The organism is Rhodocytophaga rosea (genome assembly GCF_010119975.1).
GTDB lineage: Bacteria > Bacteroidota > Bacteroidia > Cytophagales > 172606-1 > Rhodocytophaga > Rhodocytophaga rosea.
Genome location: NZ_CP048222.1, coordinates 2,801,173 through 2,818,173, shown reverse-complemented (window position 1 = coordinate 2,818,173; position 17,001 = coordinate 2,801,173). Strand labels below are relative to the sequence as shown.

Below are 17,001 nucleotides of genomic sequence, written 5' to 3'. Positions count from 1 at the left end.
CTTGATATATCTCCATTATACATATTTAAATCAAAATGCCTGGCATTAAAAAACCAGGCATTTTGATTTAAATATAAGCCACACATCAGATACAAAAACTAATGTGTAGTGTTATGAGTGTATTTATATGTAGAATACTATCTACTATCAACATACAACAAGTTAGTATTATGCCTGAAAATATTCCTTTCTGTATTTTAAAGGCGTTTTTCCAGTAATTTCCTTAAACTGTTTATTGAAGTTGGAAAGTGTAGGAAAGCCACATTCATAGCCAATCTGGCTGATATTGATCTGTTCTTCATGCAGCAGCTTACAGGCATGATCAATGCGGATTTCGCCCAGAAATTCTGAAAACGATTTATTTACCCTCGACTTAAAATAACGGCTGAATGAAGTGGGCGTCATATTGGCCAGAGCTGCTACTTCTTCCAGGCTGATCTTTTGATTGAAATGCTTGGTAACAAATTCGTACACTTTGCCCATCCGGTCTTTTTCATTTTCCTTGTACTGGTTAATATACCCCGAATGTGCAATCGGATGGCAATCCATAGAGTGAGCTAATATGTCGAGAATTTCGAGCAGGCCAATCAGACTGGCCACTCCATTCAGAGAAAGCAGGCGGTGCATTAATCTGGTAACTTCCTGATTGGTTTCGCCCCGTATTTCCAGCCCAAAGCTTGATTTTTGAAAAAGCTGATGGATTTTTTCCATCTCTTCTTTCTTCAAAATGGAATCTCCCAGAAAGTTTTCCTGAAAATAGATAACGATGCCATGGGTACTTAAATGGTTTTTGCGGTCGAAGTACACCTGGTCGTTCCGCCAGAAATGAGGCAGGTTTGGTCCTGTAAAAACCATATCGCCCTCTTTAAACGGCTTGATATTATCGCCTACGAAACGGGTACCCCGGCCTTCTATTACCACAAATAATTGATACTCCGGATGAAAATGCCAGACCGGATCAAAATAGGGAGCAATAAGGTCTTTTACTACAAATGCCTTAGAATCAGGTATAGGTGATTTCTGTACAAGAGCCTTCATTTATTATCCATTTTTGTCTTGTAATCTTAAATATACGCAGAACTTCTGATAAAATACAGTCAAAACCGGATAATATTGAGTAAGTAGTTGAAACAGAGAAAATGATTATTCAATAAAAAAGCCGCTATAGTTATCTATAGCGGCTTCTCCTTTTAATGATTATGCTTTAAAACTCTGCATTCTGGGGAGTTCTTGGGAATGGAATCACATCCCGGATATTAGCCATGCCGGTAATAAACAGGATTAGCCGCTCAAAGCCCAGGCCAAAGCCGCTATGAGGGGCCGTGCCATATTTACGGGTTTCCAGGTACCACCACAGGCTTTCTTCATGAATCTTGAGTTCCTGGATTCTGGAATATAGCTTCTCATAGTTTTCTTCCCGCTGCGACCCTCCGATAATTTCACCAATGCCAGGAAACAGCACATCCATGGCTCTTACCGTTTTTCCATCCTCATCCTGCTTCATATAAAAAGCTTTGATCTGCCTGGGATAATTGGTTAAGATCACTGGTTTTTTGAAGTGCTTTTCTACCAGATACCGTTCATGCTCCGATTGCAGATCAGTCCCCCAGCTCACCGGATACACAAACTGTCCTTTTTGTGCTGGTTTAGACTTCATCAGAATATCAACGGCTTCAGTATAGGTAAGACGCTCAAAATTGTTATCCACGACAAACCTGAGTTTTTCAACCAGGCCCATCGGGCTGCGTTCTTCCTGTTTCTTATTCTTTTCTTCCTCTTTTTGCCGGTTATCCAGAAATTCAAGATCATCTATACAATGATCGAGGGCGTATTGCACCAGGTATTTTAGAAAGTCTTCTGCCAGATTCATGTTATCTTCCAGGTCATAAAAAGCCATTTCGGGCTCAATCATCCAGAACTCAGCCAGGTGACGGGCCGTATTGGAGTTTTCTGCCCGGAATGTAGGGCCAAAGGTATACACCAGCGACAATGCCATCGCTCCTAATTCACCTTCCAGTTGTCCGGAGACGGTCAGATTGGTTTCTTTTCCGAAGAAATCCTGTTTGTAATCTATCGTACCAAACTCATTCAAGGGCGGATCTATGGGATCAAGCGTAGTAACCCGGAACATTTCGCCGGCACCTTCGGCATCAGAACCGGTAATGATGGGCGTATGAAGATAAAAGAATCCACGGTCGTTAAAATACTTATGAATCGCAAAAGCCATGGCATGCCGGATGCGCAATACAGCACCGAATGTACGGGTACGCGGACGTAAATGGGCAATTTCACGCAAAAATTCCAGAGAATGACGTTTGGGTTGCAAGGGATATTTCTCAGCATCAGCCGTGCCATAAATTTCAATAGCTGTAGCCTGTACTTCTACTTTCTGCCCTTGTCCCTGAGATTCTGTTAACATACCGGTAACGGCAATACAAGCACCAGTGGTAATATTTTTCAGAACGTCCTCCGGAAATTTTTCTACTTCTGCTACAATTTGCAGGTGGTGAACAACTGAGCCATCGTTTAAGGCAATAAAAGCCACATTTTTACTTTCTCTTTTGGTTTGGACCCAACCTTTTACGTGCACCTGAGTACCAAAAGCTGTAGAGCGGAGCAATTCTTTAACAGGCGTTCTTTTTTCCATCATATCTTTAAAAATCGTGTAAGACCAGTAAACCCGCAAGTTTTAAAAACATTGCGGGTTTACAAAAACTTTTTCAAATTTAAAATATAATCTGGTTTTCCTGCCTGATCTGCCATGTTTCCTGCTGGTATTATTTCCTCAGAATACTACACTAAAAGACCCGGAAAAATTTTAAGATAGTAGTATATAGTTTATCATATGAGAGCTATTTAAGTAGATGAATCCTTGAATTATGCCGTTTGCTTGTCTTTCTTGATTTCTGCTTCGCTTCTGCCCCCCGGTCAACAATCTGACGTACCTGCCCATAGGTAGTAACAAAGTCTTTATCAGCTATTAACCCGGCTATCAGGTCATCCAGGGTTCGCAGTTCTTTGCGGATATTTTCGATCAGAAGCGGAATGTTGGCCGTAGCCGTAGTACGTTCACCCAGAATAATATCCCGCTTGGCGGATAGGGGACTAAAGGTATCAATTGCCCTTTGTAACTGGGTAAGCATGTCGGGTGTAACCACAAAATCGGATAAAGCTACTAAATGTTCTTTTCCCCGGTCGTGTATCAACTGGCAACGGTTAATTACTTCAGTTTCACGGCCACGGCGCAAATGGCTTTCCGAATAATCTATGGCATGTAATAATACCTGGTTGTTGGTGATACGGGCATACGATCTGATCTTCAGCAGTAAATTAAAAGCCAGGTCACACATGGCATTTAACTGGTCGTTGCGGTCTTTGGTGTATCCAACCGTAGAGCGTTCTGCTTGCGTCATGTTTTGCTGGTGAAGCGCCAGTACTGAGGTACGGAAATTATGTACCACACTTACTAAAGGTGAAAATCCATTCCATACGGCCGGCTTGGAATCCAGGTGCGCCAATACAGCTTTGCACATGGTAAGCACATTGAGTTGTTTCTGATTCATAGCAACTTGGGGTTATTGAATTTTAATTTCACATAAATACATAATTGTAATACCTGCAAGTAAAGCTCCTTGTATAGACATATATTATGTAATGTCAGATTTTAGCCGGATTCTTATAATTAACTGTATCTAAGCGATAAAAATGAATCATACCTGTAACTTTTATATATACAGATGAAAAATGTTAACTCTTTGGCATAGGGGCTCAATGGAATCAAAAGAATGGCATTATATACACAGTGAGGAAAGATATTTACTTACCATGTCTATCTGCTGTAACCAAACTGGCATTAGCTAAAACATAACCGGCAGTCAGCAAATATCTTGTGTCAGATGCTAAAACGAGGCCGCCACCTGACATAGCGGCACATTTATTGAATAATACTATATTTTCATCTGACATAGCGGCATATCTATTTTATAAAACTGAGTCAACACATTATAAAACTCAGATGACAGATACCAGAACCAGAATTACAGATTATAAAACCAGATAGATAGATAGCAGAACTAGCTTTACAGCAGGCAGATCTACACCGGAATGTCTTACCGGCGTGTAATAATTGCTTTTCACAGCTATGTAATATTCCATTTTTTCTTGTAAGGCTATTTAACCTCCGCTATACTGACTATGGTAAGAATATTGCACATAATCCGATTCAAACAAGCTAATAAATACCTGTTTGAATAGCTACTTATTGGAAAATGTTTACTTCTGTTTAGTTGCAGGTAAAGAATATAGATAAGAGAATATCTATAAGGCAAAGACGGCATAGCTTTATAGATACATTATATAAATAAAGTATGACATATATTAACTAATAAAAAGTATAAATGTTGGGTTGCCAGAGCTACATATATTAGTCAGTATATATATGTATGCAAGGCTAAAACCGGAGATGTAAAATAGAGGAGAAAGCCAAAAAATGAATCCTGAGAAGGAATTACTTACATACAGGAATGATAATTTCAGACGATTCATCAATCCAAGGATGTAAAGTTTTCAATAAAAACAGGGCTGGAGGAGGATATATATATACTATCACTCCTTCTTTTTATAAAAACTTACCTCCTTCTTTCATGATATAATAATATATCTTATCTATCAACCCATGTGCTAAGTATTTAAAAAATACTATAACAAACTTAAATTTGCAATGTTTATCTGGAAAAATTTATAGTATAGATATAACGTGTAAGATTATCACAAATAAATAATATATAATTAAATCCAATACTCCCTCTAAAAGATGTATGTTCTGAAGCCCTGTAAACAGATACTTATTCCATATATTTTTCGCTTTGGGTTATAACTGAAACGTTTTCTTTCTATTAGCCATGCTTTTTAACCTATACTTAAGCTTGTAGGTTTTTCAACGGCTTATACTTTTCAATAGTATCATTAAAGAATTCACGGCCTCTCTTCCTTTCTTTACAAGACGTAAGATAATAATCTATACACGTCTATCCATTAAACTATAAGCCCCTCCTCTCTTCTGATATGTATTAACGGATGCGATCTACAGGCGTACATCTATAGCTAGATTTATGAGTAAAACCATGACTTATCCTTAACATGATAGGTCTGTTAATAACCTGCTATTATCTCACATGTACCAATAAGGCTGTTTTATCAACGCATCATAGCCTGTTTTCTGCCCTGTTTTGCAGAAAACACTTAAATTATGATCGCCAACAGAATTATTTTAAGATACCTGACCTTATTGTTAGGTTTACTGCTTACTAAAGTAGCACAAGTAAAAGCACAGACGAGAATAAGTGCCTTTTTTACAAAAGAAGAAGTAGAGATCTGGAAACAAAGAGCCAAAAGTGGCCCTTATAAAAGCTTTGGAGATGCCCAGGCTAACTCTCCTGGTGATTGGGACCGGATCATGGCCAATGCCAATAAATTTGTAAGTAATCCATCCGCAGAACGCTGGAAAGGTGTGCCTACCAGCACTTGTATACAGGTGAGCGTAAATTATGCGCCCGCTACCAATGGTAAATTGCTCAGAGATGCTGCCTTTTTATATTTGCTTACCGGCAATACAAACTTTAAAGAAGCGGTGCGCAAAGAACTGCTGGCACAGATTGGAGAACCTAATGCAGACTTTAGTGTGAAAAAAAGATGGTGTGATGGTATTCTTCATGATCTGCCTCCTTCCTATGAGATCAACGACTGGCTGACCAGACTCCTGTTTGCCTATGCCTACATTGAAAGCGGCCTTTCCTCAGAAGATAAAAGCAGAATCGACAAGTGGTTCTACAATGCAGCCCTGTACTTTCAGCGCAATGTGGATGCTGATCTGAGTAAGATGTATATGAACCGCAACGGGGGAGACTGGACACCCAGTAACTATGCAGTTTCGGTTAACGGCAGCTTAGGCCGTACGACGCACTATAATGGCTACAAAACCTCCAGTTTGAGCAGATATTATAACAACAGACGTTCTTCTCAGGTATATTTCTTCACCTTGTGGGGCATCAAAAATAATGTTTCGTCTCTGAAAGAGAGTGGCAAAAGATATGTGAAAGAAGCCTTAATGTTTGGTACTTATCCGGATGGCACCTTTTCTGAGTTTCAGCGGTGGCGGGAAGACTTTGCTGACATTGGCATCTCCTATTCCTTCCTGACCATTTCTCAACTGGTCAATATAGCCGATTATTTTGCCCGCAGTGGAGATTTTGAGTTGTATAAGTTTACCACTTCCAAAGGCGCTTTTGGCACACAGGGAGGATCAAAGAATTTGCAGCTCCTGGTCAAAACCATGTTGCGTCACATGGATGGCAACCTGAAAAGATATGGCACCGCTTCTGCTTCTAAGATGGGTAGTAAGGCTGCGCTTATTGATGGAGTGAACACCGAGTCAGGCCGCAGCTGGTATACTGTTAACGATACCTGGTTTGCCCAGGGTAATCTGTATTTCAAAGACAGTTATATCAAAGATTCTTATTTAAGAAGAGCCCCAGGCACAAGAGCTTATCCAACTCCTGGCAGTGCGGCTTCAGCAGGTAAACACAAGCCCTATGGAGGAGCCTGGGATGTATTTCCCGGCGTAATGTTGATGTATGGACAAATGGAAGGAAAAGTGTGGCCGTATCCAAGAACAAGTAGCACTTCAGAGGATGCGCCTATAGCCACTACGGCTGAAAGTGTTACTGAAGGGAGCCTTACCGAGGAATTCTGGAAAGACATTGAGGGAGAAAATGTAGCTATGATCCCACTTGATAAGACGCCAGCCAGCATAAGTGAAATCACTTCATTTGAAACTTCCTCAAACACAGACAATCATTTTGGCAGACGTATCAGGGGATATGTACACCCACCTGTAAACGGGGAATATACGTTCTGGATTGCCGGAGATGATCACTGTGAACTCTGGCTAAGCGACGATGAAAATCCGGAGACTAAGAAGCAAATTGCCAGTGTGGAAGGATGGACAGCCGAGCGGGAATGGGATAAGTTTTCTTCTCAAAAATCAGTAACTATAGCTTTACAAGCCGGAAAGAAGTATTATGTAGAGGTGTTGCATAAGGAAAACGAAGGAGATGATCATCTTTCGGTGGGCTGGCAACTGCCAGATGGAACGGTAGAACGGCCTATTTCCGGTTCCAGGCTTACGCCCTTTGTTATAGAAAATAAAGCACGTGAAAATGCACGTACAACAGCAGTTAAAATGCCTGCGGAAGCTGCGTTCACTGTAAAAGCATATCCGAATCCATTTCAGGATCAGGTTACGGTCAAAACGGCTCATATTTCAGCAGGAGAGGTATTTATTAGCATAAGTGATATGCTGGGCAAGATATGGTATCAGCATACAGCAACTGTAATGGCCGGGGAATCAGAAATTACAATGGAGTTATCCAGAGAGAATTTACCATCCGGTATATATCTGCTACAAACGGTTTCTCCAGACAAACAAAAAAGACTGGTGAAAATCATTAAACCGTAATTTGATATTATACCTAACAGGCACAGCTATAATCACAGACATAATAAATAGCAGTCTGTGATTATAGCTGTGCCTGTTTTATCCTGAGCTTTATAGCTTCTCTCACTTGCCGGATGATGGATTCCTGCTGATAGTAGAGTTGCTGGGCGTCTGTCAGAGAAATTTCTTTAAAGCGGATCGTTTGTTGAGGTAAAACCTGTGCCAGTATAGATAAATCGGCAGAGATAACCTGGGCAATTCTGGGATAGCCGCCGGTTGTCTGGTGATCGGCCATCAAAATGATAGGATTGCCATCCGGCGGAAGTTGTATGGTGCCGAAAGTAACCGCACTTGAAATGAGTTCTACCGGATTATTCAAAGCTAGCTTACTTCCCTGCAGGCGAAATCCCATTCTATCAGATTGGGTAGATACCTGAAAACTCTTGTTCCATAGATCAGCTTTGCTTTGTTCGGGCAAATGGTCGTATTCCGGCCCTCTCATCACCCGGATCACTGGTTCATGGGTTATTGCCGGATAATACCTGGAAGCGAAGCCCCAAGTTGCCTGTACATAAGGCTGAGCATCTGTTTTTACCAGATTGTTAAGTTTGTGGGTATATCCTGTAGGTTCTTTGCAGGGAAGAATATCTCCGGCTTGTAAAGGTCTTCCAAACCAGCCTCCCATTTTAGCCCGCATATAGGTAGCATAACTTCCCATTACTTTCGGAACATCTAATCCTCCGGCTATGGTAAGATAGGCCCGGCATCCTGTTCTTGGCAGTCCAAAAGTTAATACACTGTCTTTGGGTACAAATACTGGTTTCCATAAAGAAACAGGCTCATTATTAATATAAGTTGTGCCAAGCGTGCCAGTAATGGCGATCAGATGAGGCTGTGTAAAACGGATTTCTGGCCCGGCAAATGTGATTTCCAGCGCTGCCTCTTCTTCCGAGTTGCCTACCAGCAGATTGCCAATCCGCAAAGCAAAGGTATCCATAGCGCCGCTTACAATAATGCCTTGCTTTCGGAAATGGTACCTGCCTGTGTCCTGAACAGTAGTTAACAAACCAGGTCTGATAATTTCAAGGCTCATGGGTGAGATTTATAAGCTGCATATTCTGCTTTGCTTATAGGCACAAAACGGACTTTATCCCCAGCTTGTAAAAGTACTGGTGGCTGCCGTTGCGGATCAAACAATGATACAAGAGTTCGGCCAATGAGTTGCCAGCCACCAGGTGTTTCCAGGGGATAGATGCCGGTTTGATTACCTGCTATTCCCACTGAACCTGCCGGTATCACCCTTCTGGGACTTGATCTTCTTGGGGCAGCAATGCGTGTGTCCATACCTCCGAGATAAGGAAAACCAGGTGCAAAGCCAATCATATATACCAGGTATTCTGCACCGGAATGTATATCAATAATTTCTGGAATTGTCAAATGAGCATGCTCTGCCACAAATGCTAGATCAGGGCCAAATTCATCTCCATAATACACTGGAATTTCCACTAACCTGGCTTCAGGTAATTCTATTTCCTCTACCTTATTTTCTATCTGTTGAATAGTATGTACGATTTCCTGGTAGGCATCCAGTTTTCCTAGCTTGCTCACCATCCAGGGATCATAAAATAAGGTAACTGTTGTAAACGCAGGCACATATTCGATCATGCCCGGAAATCGATTTTTCTCCAGATAAGCAGCAAATGCCCGTACTTTTTTGTGTACATCCTCGCTGATTGCTGTTCCAAATTCCACTACAATCGCTGCATCGCCCAAGGGATATACATGGAAGGAAGCTGTCTGTTCTGGGATCATGTGTGGCTTGAAAACTTTAGAAATAGCAGAAATTATATACAGAAGGATTATTTTAAAAACTTAAGTATTTCCTGCATAAACCGCTCGGAAGCTTCCAGGTGTGGAATATGCCCTACATTGGGTAATTCTATTAAGGTAGATTTGGGAATCAGTTTAGCTGTTTGTTTGCCCAGAGCAGGATACTGGCCTACTTTACTGAGGTTCTCTTTACTTACCTTTGCTTTTCCTACCACGGTGCGGTCTTCCTGCCCGATAATAAGTAAAGTAGGAGGCTGAATGTAAGTAAATTCATAACAAACCGGCTGTTCATAAATCATTTGTGAGGTAAGAGCTGCTGCTCTGGCATACCTTGGATATTCACTGCTCTTCTTCACGCCAGCCATGGCCTGCACATATGCTTCGTACTCAGGCTTCCATTGTACATAATAGAATTGGTGGTATTTGCGAATGCTCTCTTCAGTGGTTTTTAACTCTTCAGCATATGATTTATCCAGTGGCGTATAAGGCACATAAATCCGGTAATCTTCCAGTCCGATGGGATTCTCCAGAATGAGGTGACTCACCATTTGCGGAAACAGCAGAGTAAATCTGGTAGCCAGCATACCTCCCATCGAATGGCCGATTATGGTTGTTTGTGTAATGCGAAGTGAATCAAGCAGCGCTTTGGTATGGCTGGCCAATGCATGGAAACTATAATGAATATCTGGTTTGGAAGAACGGCCAAATCCAATCTGGTCTGGTACCACTATCCGGAAGCCTTGCTGTGACAGTGCCTGAATTACATTTTTCCAGTAATAGCCTCCAAAATTCTTTCCGTGAAATAATAGAATTGTTTTGCCATTAGATTGTCCGCTTGGTTTTACATCCATATAGGCCATCTTCAGATCCTGATTTTCTGCAGCGAATTGAATGTATTGCGTAGGATAAGGATATTCAAAGTTTTCTAATGTGATAGAAAGCGGCTGGGCAGTCTGGGCTTTGCTTACAATCGCGATTCCTGTAACGATAATCATTAAAAAGAACCTTATGGAATAGGCACATAGTGGAGTTCTCATACAATGGGCGAGGGAATACGTTGAACAAAAGAATTTGTACGTACAGTAAAGGAATACCGGATGAGAAAATACATTGTTAAATTTTTCTATATACTAATCTCTTTTGATTAGAGTTTGGAAAATAATTATGGTTGGTTGAGTTTTCTTGCTGCCCATTCCTGTTTTTCGATCTTATACCAGTTATGTTTGATTCCTTCCAGCTCAAAAGTTTCTATTAGCATTAGACCTGCTTTTGTCAGAATCTGATTAGAACCTGCATTTTCCGTATGCGCCATGGCATATATCTGTGGGAGGTGAAGGGTATCAAACCCATATTGTAATGAAGCAAGGGCAGTTTCGGTGGCTATGCCTTTTCCCCAGTATTTCCTGAGAAGCCTATATCCTAAATCGTAATAGTTGATATGATGATTGAATTGTTCTTTTACTAATTTAAGTCCTGTCCAGCCTACAAAATGGTGAGTCGATTTTTCAATGATCGCCCATCTGCCAATTCCATTGTCCACATATTGTTGGCGGATGTACCGGATTGTTTCTTTCACTTGCTCTTTATCTCTGACAGGCTTATTGCCTAAATAGCGGTGAACTTCAGGATCGGAGTCAAGTTCAAACAAGCCCTCTTCGTCTTCTGGAAGAATTTCCCTTAATATAAACCGCTTTGTCTCCGCAAATATGTGCATACAGTGAGGTGATTATTGTAAACCAATAGCTTAATGAGTGGCAGTCTGCAGGTATCTAAAATACGAATCAGCCAGTTTGCCTGGAGCTGTTTCCGGAACTTGCGGCGTTTTTTGTGCTGGCGGCAACAGTTGCCAGAACGCTTTTTCTACGGTTGTTATACAAGCATGGCAAATTGCAGACGCAGGGTTTCTCAATTCACCTGTCAGTTGCTTCAACGCAGAAAGCACCTGTAAGTATTTGCCAGGCTGCTCAATGGCAGCCGCACTCATTTCAGAGCCTGCTTTTTCCAGAATGGCTATTTGCTGCTTGTCAGGTTTGCGGCCATTTTTGACGTGTTCAAGTACCGCAAGCGATTGCCGGATGTTGGGATATACCAGAGCATTTTCTCTTTCTTCTTTGACAGAGGGCTGTTGAATTTTATCCAGCTCTCCGGTCAGGCGGAGTTCCGCAGGTTTGATGGGAGGAGGTTCATAACCGGTTTTGCTCACATAAGCCCTGGACTTTTGCTGTACTTCTTTGAGTAATTGTAATGCCTTATATTCAAAGGGCAGGGCTTCCTTCGGACGGGAAGTACGCAGCCTTAATTCAGCTTCCCACATTTGTGCCAGGGCTGCTTTCAACTGCGCTTTTAAGGCTGGTTCAAAAAAAGTAGCTTCCTCTGACTGATCATGTAAATGCATATAAGATTCCAGTCCATCTTTGGAATGGTCGTGGCCATCGCCTGCAAAATGCTGTTCTACCTCGATACCTTCTTTTTCCATTTCCTCTTGTCCGGCTACTGCCCCAATTTGGCTTTCAAACTCTTCGCCCAGAAACTTACCATACCGCAGCCGCAATATTTTCTGATCTACCCCTATGTTGTTGCTTTGCGAAGTAAACTCAGCCTGGCTGATGTCAGATCGCTGTTTAATGAGTTTTTCGGTGTCAATAATAATCTGCCGCTGGCTTCGGAAATATTCCGGTACCGGATTAATACCCATAGAAAGGTCGGCTACCGTGCTAATATTAGCTGTATCTTCCAGGGCAATAAAATACATATCTGTCCGGCCTGAAAGCCCATGGTTATCGAGCGCTTCTACGTAAAAATACAGCTCATCTCCGGGAGCCATAGTAAATTGTGACAGATCGAGATTTTTCTGCACATCAGCTTGTTTCTGAAAAGGCTTAAATGATACTGGCAAGGGCAGTTTTTCCTCCCGGAATTTTACAGCTTCTCCGGTTCCTTTGGCAACTGTGGCTACCATATATGCATTTCGAAGGCCATGATCGTCAGTTATAGTCATCTTTACCTGTCTTTGTAAACTTTGCCCAAACAAGATTTCAGTATAAGGTTCTGGCGAGGAAACGGTAATAACTGGTGGCTTATCTGGAATGGCTTCCAGGGTATAATAGTCTGAAGTTTTGCCGTTTATTATAATCTGGTAAAACCCATTTTCTACAAGGGTAAAAGAAGCGGAATAAGTATTGGTTTGATTCTTTAGTGGTGTGCATCTTATGACTTGTTTATCATTCAATACCACATAAACACTATCTGCCGGGTGACTGAGTTGAATATTCCAGCTTAGTATAGCACCTGCATCTGCCTGAACATGGGGATTCTGCTGGAAAAAAACAGCCTTGCCTGTGTATGAAGGAGGTTGGACACGAATATTCAAGGCAGTGATCTCCGGCAATGAGGCTAGGCTTGTCCGCTGAATAATGGATGGATAAGCAGTTTTGGGTAGTGGCGTTGAATCAGGAAAAGCAAGAGGCAGCCACCAGATAAAACCAGCAAGCAACAGACTTCCGGTGAGCCAGATCAGAGGTGTTTTCCAGCGGAAAGGGAGCAGGGCCGAAGATAATATTTCTGTTAATCTTTTCTCCAGGCGGCTTACTTGTAAACGTTCAAGTAAGGTTAATGAGCTTTCAGGTTTTATTAATAATTCGCAACTTTCTTCCAGGATGGGAAAAGTGCTGTTTAAATGTCTGGCTATACGTTGGCTGGTAATCGTCTGGGTAGTCCATTTCAAAACTGCAAATACTCCGGCAAATACTGGAATGGCTATTAGGAATGATATGCCTAGAATTTTATATAGCAACAGAGTAACTACCAACGTAATGGCAGCAGCTTGCAGCAGCAGTTGAAATAGCTGCCTACGTTGCCATTGCTTTTGTAAGCTGGTGAGTATAGAATATGTTTTACTCATGAAACTACCTGTTGAGCCGGATTTTTCTTCTGATTTTCTGCAAGGGTACGCTTTCTCTCCGAAATCCATCTTTCCACTACCAATACAAGTACAATGAGTATCCAGAGCGGAATATGTAAGTTAGTAAGCTGCCTGGTTTCTTCCAATTTTGTAGGCGCTTGCGTTTGCAGCGGCAAAAGTTGCTGCAGGCTAATCATGCGCAGATCGTATTTGTCACTTGATCGAAATTGAGGTTCCCAGCTGTTTTTGTGAAGTAATTGTAAGAGTGTCTCAGCAAAGGATGCATCCCAAACTAAGCCATTCCATTGTGGATGGAAACGGGTATACAGGCGAAGAATACTGCCTTTTTCTTGTTGCTCTTGTGTAAGAACAGGTTTTCCGGTTCCGCTTTCCCAGATAGAGTCGCCTTCCGGGTCGGCTTCTGAGATACGGTTTAGGTAAATAGGAATTGTTGAATATTCCCGAAGTTGTAACCAGGTTTGTGTACTGATAAACTTTTCTGAGGAAGCATATTGCAGCAGGTGCATTCCATTTTTTACGTTTGCCTGCCATTGTGTTGGTATGGGTTGTGAGGAAAGCCAGAAAAGCCAGTTTGTATTCGCAGGTATCTGTGATGCTTGTTTTACCTGAACTAAGTTTATTTTTCTCCTGGTAAATTCGGTGATTGCTTGAATGGCTGAGGATACATAGCTGGCATCCTCACTGGTTTCTTGTTCATAGAGAATACTTATGGTTTGTGTCGAGGTATCTGCTTGTATCACCTGATCTGTTCCAGAAAGCGCAATAGTAAAGCGGCCATTGGTTGGAGTGATTTTCATAGCAGGTAATCCCATTTCAGATACAGTAATGGGAGCAGGAGGTTTTTTGCGAGTAAGGGTTTGAAAGGCATTGCCTTCCGGCTGGCTAACTCCTATTTGTATGCGTAAGCTGTCGGTTTTGTCCACGAAAGCATCGGAAAGCCAGATGTTGCTGGTATCTGGTGTGGGAACAGTAATCCATTGAAGATTTAGATCGGTAGAAGGACGTTTGCCTTGAAAAGCCTGCAAATTTTCTTCGGTAATGGCATATACATGGGTGCCGGAAGGCAATTGATTTTCAGCCTCTTTGAGTAACGACCAATAGGAAGTATTAGATTGTAGTATTTTTTTTTCGGAAATAGTACTGGTTTCTATTTTTGTAAAACCACTTTCAAAAAGTCTTATTTCATATCCATTTTGTCGCAGCGTATCAATAGTCTGTTGGAGGCTTGTATTGATATTGAGTTGCGTAATTATCTGAGGACTTATCAAAATCCACCCGGCTTGCTTTTTTGGTTGAGAACTAATCCATTGCGGCTGGGCGATCAACAAAACAAGTAAACTCAACAGCAGGCAGCGGAGGAGCAGTAAAGCCAGTTCATGCAGTCGGATGCTGCGCATTTGTTTGCTGGGTGCATGCTGTAAGAGTGAAATACTTCCGATTCTGATACGTTTGCCAGCTTTGCGGCTCCATAAGTGTATAGCTATGGGTATAGCCAGCCCTACTAACGCAACAAGATAGGCCGGATTTAGAAACTGAAGCATCCAGGGGTTGTATTTGTGTAATTATATATCTTAAATTAATCCTTTTGATTATTGCCCTTTACTTCGCCTGACAAGAAAATCCCGTAGAGCCTGGTCCAAGGGCTGAGTAATTAACAGCAACTGGTATTCAATATCCAGGTCCAGCATTTGCCGACGGATTTGAGTCAGATGTTGTTGTAAGGCATCTTTATATTGGCTGCGTATCTCCTCAGGAGATACTTCTACGGTCTGTCCGGTTTCCCAGTCTTCAAAAGTTGTATTGCCAGTATAACTCAATTCCATTTCGTTTTGCCCCATTAAATGAAATACAATTACCTCATTTTTGTACGATTTCAGCCGGGCAATCAGCTTATAAATTTCCTGCGCCTGCTGGTACATATCTGTAATAAAGATAACCATTTCTTTCCGGCGACTGTTGGTAAAAATGGATTCTGTTGTTTCATTTCTGGCAAAAGTACCTCCGGGCTCAATTCTGGTAAGCTGATAAAATAAACGCTGTAAATGCTGGGGTTCCTGCCTGGGCGTAAGGGTAATAATTTCTTTTTCTTGAAGTACATATAAGCCGGTAGCATCTCCCAGACTATTTGCCAGATAGGCCAGTGAAGCTGCCAGATAGCGGGCATATTCTATTTTAGTAATTCCTTCATCAGCATGGTTCATAGAAGCACTGGCATCCAATATCAACCGGACAGCAATAATGGTTTCCGTTTCCGATTCGCGGATGTAATACCGGTCCGAACGGGCAAATAATTTCCAGTCGAGCTGGCGCAGATCATCTCCAGGCTGGTAACTGCGATACTGGCTAAATTCCATACCTGCTCCTTTCTTAAAACTTTTATGCGCCCCCATCATAAAGCCATCTACTACGGTTTTTGCCAGTAATGGCAGGTTTTTGATAGAAGCCAGTACTTTAGGAGATAATAGCATAACAGATATATTTGTCCGTAGTCTGGTAAAGGAATGTGTACTTACAAATCAATAAAACTACAGGCAAGATTCCAACCTATACGTTTATTAAATAAGCAATTATGATATAATTAGTTATTTTACCAATTAGCAACTAATAACACTACATGATAATCATTGTGGGATTTAATAACTCACCCAGTTTTGGAGAAGCAATTTCAAAGTAGAGTTGATAGCTCTATTTTACACACACGCTCAATCCTATAAATATATTATAAGCCTTATTTTATTACACTGCGCTGCTTATGAAAGTATGGTTACCTATAGGCACATAGTCAGATTCAATTGCGTGGTAATTTTGGATACATCTACTCCAAAATATTTTTTACTTAAAAACCCTGTTTCATGATCCTGATACATAAAAATGGCTTTTGTAAAGCTCAATACGATCCTTCTACGAAAACAGTCCGTACCCAATATATAGGAATAGCTAATGTAGAATCCATTACTGACCTTCTGAGAAAAGTACTAGAGTTTTCTGCAAAACAGCCCATTAGGCATATGATCGCCAATCTTACTTTAATGCAGGGTACCTTTACAGGGGCACTTGATTTTTTTGAAAAAGAGTTTTATCCCACCATGATTAAAAACGGTTTGGAAACCTATGCAATGGCTGTTTCAAGTGATGTATTTACACATTTTGCTGCTACACAATTAAAAAAGAAGGTAGGCGGAAAATTAGAGTGGCAGGCGTTTCCAAGCGTAGAAAAAGCTGAACAATGGACCTCTTCCCTTGTCAAATTATAACCGTTAATGGTTATTTAACTGCTTACCCTACTATTGAGAATCAATATAGAACTAACTTGCCAAAGCCTTCCAAATGGGAGGGCTTTTGATGTTTCTGTTATCTCACTTAAGAGAATAATTTTTTTGTATTTATAGAAGAGTGGTATGCTCTTTAGTATGATCTACCTCCATACATTGCTATTTCTCTCTGTGTTGTATTAGGCATTGCAAACTTTTACTTACACGTAAGAATGAAATCTGACTCAAAGCGGAAAAGAAACATTAGCCTGCTTTCAATAACTGCTATATAATTTTTAATGACTACTCTTGGTTGGTAAAGCTCTTGGTCAAAATACTGATAATCCAAAGTTTCCTCTTTAGCCTTGCGAGGATTGGGCTTAATATTGGCCTGAATTCGGTTTTGTTGCATAGTTCTCGAAAGATTTTTGAGTCAAAGCCCGCATCTGCCTTAAGAAAGACACCTTGCAAATCAATACCGCCCTGATTTAATAGTTGAGAGA

12 protein-coding genes are annotated in these 17,001 nt (G+C 41.2%); 2 read left to right on the top strand and 10 right to left on the bottom strand.

What is annotated here, in order from left to right:
• Positions 1–168: 168 nt before the first annotated feature.
• The 3 genes from GXP67_RS11760 to GXP67_RS11750 all read right to left on the bottom strand — a co-directional run bounded on the left by GXP67_RS11760 (position 169) and on the right by GXP67_RS11750 (position 3,563).
• Positions 169–1,038 (bottom strand): AraC family transcriptional regulator, encoded by an 870-nt coding sequence (locus GXP67_RS11760; protein ID WP_162443302.1) that lies wholly within the window; start codon positions 1,036–1,038, stop codon positions 169–171.
• 166 nt (positions 1,039–1,204) lie between these two features.
• On the bottom strand, positions 1,205–2,650 hold the full coding sequence (asnS, locus tag GXP67_RS11755; protein ID WP_197901683.1) for an asparagine--tRNA ligase: 1,446 nt from the start codon (positions 2,648–2,650) through the stop codon (positions 1,205–1,207).
• Positions 2,651–2,852: 202 nt separating this feature from the next.
• Entirely contained in the window at positions 2,853–3,563 is a 711-nt protein-coding gene (locus tag GXP67_RS11750; RefSeq protein ID WP_162443301.1) for a hypothetical protein, read from the bottom strand.
• A gap of 1,685 nt (positions 3,564–5,248) precedes the next feature.
• Between GXP67_RS11750 and GXP67_RS11745 the strand changes: the two genes are divergently transcribed.
• A complete protein-coding gene (locus tag GXP67_RS11745) occupies positions 5,249–7,516 on the top strand; it encodes a PA14 domain-containing protein (RefSeq protein WP_162443300.1) in 2,268 nt (755 codons plus the stop codon).
• Positions 7,517–7,577: 61 nt separating this feature from the next.
• On the opposite strand, the gene GXP67_RS11740 is transcribed toward GXP67_RS11745, so the two are convergent.
• The 7 genes from GXP67_RS11740 to GXP67_RS11710 form a co-directional block, all read right to left on the bottom strand.
• Positions 7,578–8,588, bottom strand: a complete 1,011-nt coding sequence (locus GXP67_RS11740) for a 5-oxoprolinase subunit C family protein (RefSeq protein WP_162443299.1) — start codon at positions 8,586–8,588, stop codon at positions 7,578–7,580.
• The gene (pxpB, locus tag GXP67_RS11735; RefSeq protein ID WP_162443298.1) at positions 8,585–9,307 is read right to left on the bottom strand and encodes a 5-oxoprolinase subunit PxpB; all 723 of its coding nucleotides are present in this window, start codon (positions 9,305–9,307) and stop codon (positions 8,585–8,587) included. Before pxpB ends, GXP67_RS11740 begins: the two co-directional genes overlap by 4 nt.
• Before the next feature lie 47 nt (positions 9,308–9,354).
• Complete coding sequence (locus tag GXP67_RS11730) at positions 9,355–10,362, bottom strand: alpha/beta fold hydrolase (RefSeq protein ID WP_232065162.1); 1,008 nt, start codon at positions 10,360–10,362, stop codon at positions 9,355–9,357.
• Positions 10,363–10,487: 125 nt separating this feature from the next.
• On the bottom strand, positions 10,488–11,039 hold the full coding sequence (locus tag GXP67_RS11725) for a GNAT family N-acetyltransferase (RefSeq protein ID WP_162443297.1): 552 nt from the start codon (positions 11,037–11,039) through the stop codon (positions 10,488–10,490).
• Between the two features lie 30 nt (positions 11,040–11,069).
• A complete protein-coding gene (locus GXP67_RS11720) occupies positions 11,070–13,226 on the bottom strand; it encodes a DUF4175 family protein (protein ID WP_162443296.1) in 2,157 nt (718 codons plus the stop codon).
• A complete protein-coding gene (locus tag GXP67_RS11715) occupies positions 13,223–14,788 on the bottom strand; it encodes a BatA domain-containing protein (protein ID WP_162443295.1) in 1,566 nt (521 codons plus the stop codon). Before GXP67_RS11715 ends, GXP67_RS11720 begins: the two co-directional genes overlap by 4 nt.
• A 48-nt stretch (positions 14,789–14,836) precedes the next feature.
• Positions 14,837–15,715, bottom strand: a complete 879-nt coding sequence (locus GXP67_RS11710; protein ID WP_162443294.1) for a DUF58 domain-containing protein — start codon at positions 15,713–15,715, stop codon at positions 14,837–14,839.
• A 384-nt stretch (positions 15,716–16,099) separates the two neighbouring features.
• On the opposite strand from GXP67_RS11710, the gene GXP67_RS11705 reads away from it, so the two are divergent.
• Complete coding sequence (locus tag GXP67_RS11705) at positions 16,100–16,501, top strand: hypothetical protein (RefSeq protein ID WP_162443293.1); 402 nt, start codon at positions 16,100–16,102, stop codon at positions 16,499–16,501.
• Positions 16,502–17,001 lie beyond the last annotated feature (500 nt).

Coding starts and splice junctions, on each gene's coding strand:
- GXP67_RS11740 (WP_162443299.1), bottom strand. CDS start 8,588: ATGAGCCTTGAAATTATCAGACCTGGTTTGTTAACTACTGTTCAGGAC.
- GXP67_RS11730 (WP_232065162.1), bottom strand. CDS start 10,362: ATGAGAACTCCACTATGTGCCTATTCCATAAGGTTCTTTTTAATGATT.
- GXP67_RS11705 (WP_162443293.1), top strand. CDS start 16,100: ATGATCCTGATACATAAAAATGGCTTTTGTAAAGCTCAATACGATCCT.
- GXP67_RS11760 (WP_162443302.1), bottom strand. CDS start 1,038: ATGAAGGCTCTTGTACAGAAATCACCTATACCTGATTCTAAGGCATTT.
- GXP67_RS11745 (WP_162443300.1), top strand. CDS start 5,249: ATGATCGCCAACAGAATTATTTTAAGATACCTGACCTTATTGTTAGGT.
- GXP67_RS11750 (WP_162443301.1), bottom strand. CDS start 3,563: ATGAATCAGAAACAACTCAATGTGCTTACCATGTGCAAAGCTGTATTG.
- GXP67_RS11725 (WP_162443297.1), bottom strand. CDS start 11,039: ATGCACATATTTGCGGAGACAAAGCGGTTTATATTAAGGGAAATTCTT.
- GXP67_RS11715 (WP_162443295.1), bottom strand. CDS start 14,788: ATGCTTCAGTTTCTAAATCCGGCCTATCTTGTTGCGTTAGTAGGGCTG.
- pxpB (WP_162443298.1), bottom strand. CDS start 9,307: ATGATCCCAGAACAGACAGCTTCCTTCCATGTATATCCCTTGGGCGAT.
- asnS (WP_197901683.1), bottom strand. CDS start 2,650: ATGATGGAAAAAAGAACGCCTGTTAAAGAATTGCTCCGCTCTACAGCT.
- GXP67_RS11710 (WP_162443294.1), bottom strand. CDS start 15,715: ATGCTATTATCTCCTAAAGTACTGGCTTCTATCAAAAACCTGCCATTA.
- GXP67_RS11720 (WP_162443296.1), bottom strand. CDS start 13,226: ATGAGTAAAACATATTCTATACTCACCAGCTTACAAAAGCAATGGCAA.